Source organism: Caulobacter sp. Root1472 (assembly GCF_001426985.1).
Taxonomy (GTDB): Bacteria; Pseudomonadota; Alphaproteobacteria; order Caulobacterales; family Caulobacteraceae; genus Caulobacter; species Caulobacter rhizosphaerae.
Genome location: NZ_LMFX01000031.1, coordinates 1 through 3487, shown reverse-complemented (window position 1 = coordinate 3487; position 3487 = coordinate 1). Strand labels below are relative to the sequence as shown.

3 protein-coding genes are annotated in these 3487 nt (G+C 68.9%); 2 read left to right on the top strand and 1 reads right to left on the bottom strand.

Going from position 1 to position 3487, the window contains the following annotated elements:
• The first annotated feature begins 266 nt into the window (after positions 1-266).
• Together metG and ASD47_RS18510 are read left to right on the top strand one after the other, a co-directional pair.
• Positions 267-1976, top strand: a complete 1710-nt coding sequence (gene metG, locus ASD47_RS18515) for a methionine--tRNA ligase (RefSeq protein WP_056759709.1) — start codon at positions 267-269, stop codon at positions 1974-1976.
• A 25-nt stretch (positions 1977-2001) separates the two neighbouring features.
• A complete protein-coding gene (locus ASD47_RS18510) occupies positions 2002-3177 on the top strand; it encodes an MFS transporter (RefSeq protein WP_230983981.1) in 1176 nt (391 codons plus the stop codon).
• Positions 3178-3282: 105 nt separating this feature from the next.
• Here ASD47_RS18510 and ASD47_RS18505 read toward each other — a convergent pair.
• A partial coding sequence (locus ASD47_RS18505; RefSeq protein WP_156402316.1) for an adenylyl-sulfate kinase occupies positions 3283-3487 on the bottom strand: 205 nt, incomplete at its 5' end.

The following is a 3487-nucleotide window of genomic DNA, read 5'->3' as shown; positions in this document are numbered from 1 at the left end:
CTCCGGACGATGTCCGGCGCTCCGCGTCCCTTTCCATACCTTCAGCGAGAGATCGCGTGAGGCGGCCAACACTTGCCCCCACCTGACCGCTTCGCGGTTTGTCCGCCCCCAGAGGGGGCGGAGCCTTCGCACCGGAGCGCTCTTCCCTCTCTGGGGGAAGACGACCGCGAAGCGGTCCGTAGGGGGCAAGTGTTCGCCGCACCACGCTTTCGTTTCCGCCCCGGGCCTTCTATATCCAACCGCTCCTCGACTCCCCCGGAAGACCCATGGCCCGCATCCTGATCACCTCCGCCCTGCCGTACATCAACGGCATCAAGCACCTGGGCAACCTGGCGGGATCGATGCTGCCGGCCGACGTCTATGCCCGCTTCCAGCGCGCCCGGGGCCATGACACCCTCTACATCTGCGCCACCGACGAGCACGGCACCCCGGCCGAGCTGGCCGCCGCCGCCGCCGGCCAGGACGTGGCTGCCTACTGCGCCGAGCAGCACGTGCTGCAGCACGACGTCGGCCGCGCCTTCGGCCTGTCATGGGACCATTTCGGCCGCTCGTCCTCGCCGCAGAACCATCGCCTGACCCAGCACTTCTGTGAGGTGCTGGAAGAGCGCGGCCTGATCGAGGAACGCGTCGACCAGATGGTCTATTCCATCGACGACAAGCGCTTCCTGCCCGACCGCTACATCGAGGGCACCTGCCCGCACTGCGGCTTCGACAAAGCGCGCGGCGACCAGTGCGACAACTGCGGCAACCTGCTGGACCCCACCGAGCTGAAGGATCCCTATTCGGTGATCTCCGGCTCGCGGAACCTGGAGGTGCGCGACACCCGCCATCTCTACCTGCTGCAGACCAGGATGGCCGACCGCATCCGCGCGTGGATCGACGGCCACCCCGACTGGCAGCTGCTGGCCAAGTCGATCGCCTACAAGCACCTGGACGAGGGCCTGATCGACCGCGGCATCACCCGCGACCTCAGCTGGGGCATCCCGGTGACCAAGGGCGAGTTCCCGCGCCCGGGCTTCGAGGACAAGGTCTTCTACGTCTGGTTCGACGCGCCGATCGAATATATCGCCGCCACCCAGGAATGGGCCGAGGCCGGGCCCGGCCGCGACTGGAAGTCGTGGTGGCGCACCGACGAGGGCGCGGACGACGTCCGCTACATCCAGTTCATGGGCAAGGACAACGTCGCCTTCCACACCGTCAGCTTCCCGGCCACCATCCTCGGCTCGGAAGAGCCGTGGAAGAGCGTCGACATGCTCAAGGCGTTCAACTGGCTCAACTGGTACGGCGGCAAGTTCTCGACCTCGAACCGGCGCGGCGTGTTCATGGACGCGGCCCTGGAGATCCTGCCGCCGGACCTGTGGCGCTGGTACCTGACCTCCAATTCGCCGGAGAGCAGCGACACCGCCTTCACCTGGGAGCAGTTCGCCAGCGCCGTGAACCGCGACCTGGCCGACGTGCTGGGCAATTTCGTCAACCGCATCCTGAAGTTCACCGAAGGCAAGTTCGACGGGGTGATCCCCGAGGGCGGGGCGCCCGGTCCGCTGGAGGAGAAGCTCTACGCCGACGTCTCGGCCCGCCTGGCCGATCTCGCCGAGCAGATGGACGCCATCGAGGTGCGCAAGAGCGCCCAGGCCCTGCGGGCGCTGTGGGTGGTCGGCAACGAATACCTGCAGGAAGCCGCCCCGTGGACGGCGATCAAGACCGACCGCGACCGCGCCGCCGTGATCGTCCGCACCGCCCTGAACCTGGCGGCCCTGTACGCCCGGATCTCCGCCCCGTTTATCCCGTTCGCAGCCGAGAAGATCGGCGAAGCCTTTAAGTTGGCCTGGCCGCCAGCCTGGCCGACCGCGGACGCCGCCGCCGAACTGTCGAGCCTGACGGTCGGCCTGCCGGTCCGCGCGCCCGAGGTGCTGTTCAAGAAGATCGAGGACGAGCAGATCGCCGACTGGACCGCGCGGTTCGGCGGGGCGGAGTAGGCGAAAGACGGGGGAGGGAGCGCTGGTGAAGGTCTCCCCCCGTTTCCTGTCCGCCCAGGCCCGCCTGGGCCTGTTCTATGTCGTCTCCTATCTCGGCACCGGCGTCAGCCTGCCGTACATCGCCACCTATTTCCGCTCACGCGGCCTGAGCGGGGCCGAGATCGGGGCGGTCCTGGCCGTGCCCCTGCTGGCCAGGCCCTTCCTCGGACCAGGACTGGCGGTGTGGGCCGACGGCTTCACCCTGCGCCGCACGCCCCTGGCGCTGCTGGCCCTGGGCGCGGCGGCCGGCTACCTGGCCATGGCGTTCGCCTCGGGCTTCTGGGGTCTGCTGGCCTGCTGGCTGGTCGGCATGACCTGTCTGACCACCCTGACGCCACTGATCGACGTGATCACTCTGCGGCGCTCGCGACTGGACGGCTTCAACTACGGCGTGCCGCGCGGCGCGGGCTCGGCCGCCTTCATCGTCGCCAACCTGGCCATGGGCGCGATCCTGGCGGTCATGGCGCCCAGCGTCATCGCCGCCTGGATCACCGCGGCGGCGATCGGCGTGGCCCTGGTCTCGGTGCTGGTCCTGCCGCCCGACCGCGTCCTCGAGGTGGGGGTCGCCAAGCTCGGCCGGGCCGAACGCTGGAAGGGCCTGGGCGGCCTGCTGCGCGACCGCACCTTCGTGCTGGCCGTGATCACCGCAGGCCTGATTCAGGGCGCGCACGCCTTCTACTACGGCTTCTCGGCCTTGCTCTGGCGCAAGCAGGGCGTGCCCGACCCGATGATCGGCGTGCTGTGGGGCGTCGGCGTGGCCGTCGAGGTCGGCTTCATGTGGTTCGCCGAGCCGTGGCGGCGCAAGATGGGACCGGAGAAGCTGCTGGTGCTCGGCGGCGGCGCGGCCTTGCTGCGCTGGACCGCCTACGCCTTCGCCCCGCCGCTGTGGCTGCTGTTCCCGCTGCAGGCCCTGCACGCCCTGACCTTCGCGGCCAGCTTCATGGCCTCGTTGCGGCTGATCGAGCGCCTGGCCCCGCCGCAAAGCGCCTCGGCCGCCCAGGCGATCAACTCGGCCCTGTCGGCCGGCTTCATGCTGGGCGTCGGCACCCTGGCCTCGGGCCCGCTGTTCGACGCCTTCGGGACCCGGGGCTACCTGGCCATGGCGGCGATGGGCGGCCTGGGGCTGATCGGGGCGATCACGCTTCTAAGGCGGACACGCTGAATGGTCGTTCTGGTCCTTCGCCAAGCTCGGGACGAGGACGAATTCAACGCGGGCGCGGAAGAAATCCTCATCCTGAGCTTGTCGAAGGACGAGGGTTTCGCCGCGTCAGATCTCGTAATCGATCTCGCCTTCCAGCCAGGCGACGATGCGCTCGGCGGCCTGGACGGGGTCCATCCTGGTGGTGTCGATCACCAGTTCGGCGGCTTCGGGGGCTTCGTAGGGGCTGTCGATGCCGGTGAAGTTCTTCAGCTGTCCGGCGCGGGCCTTTTTGTAGAGGCCCTTGACGTCGCGCTGCTCGGCGATGGCCAGG

Coding starts and splice junctions, on each gene's coding strand:
- metG (WP_056759709.1), top strand. CDS start 267: ATGGCCCGCATCCTGATCACCTCCGCCCTGCCGTACATCAACGGCATC.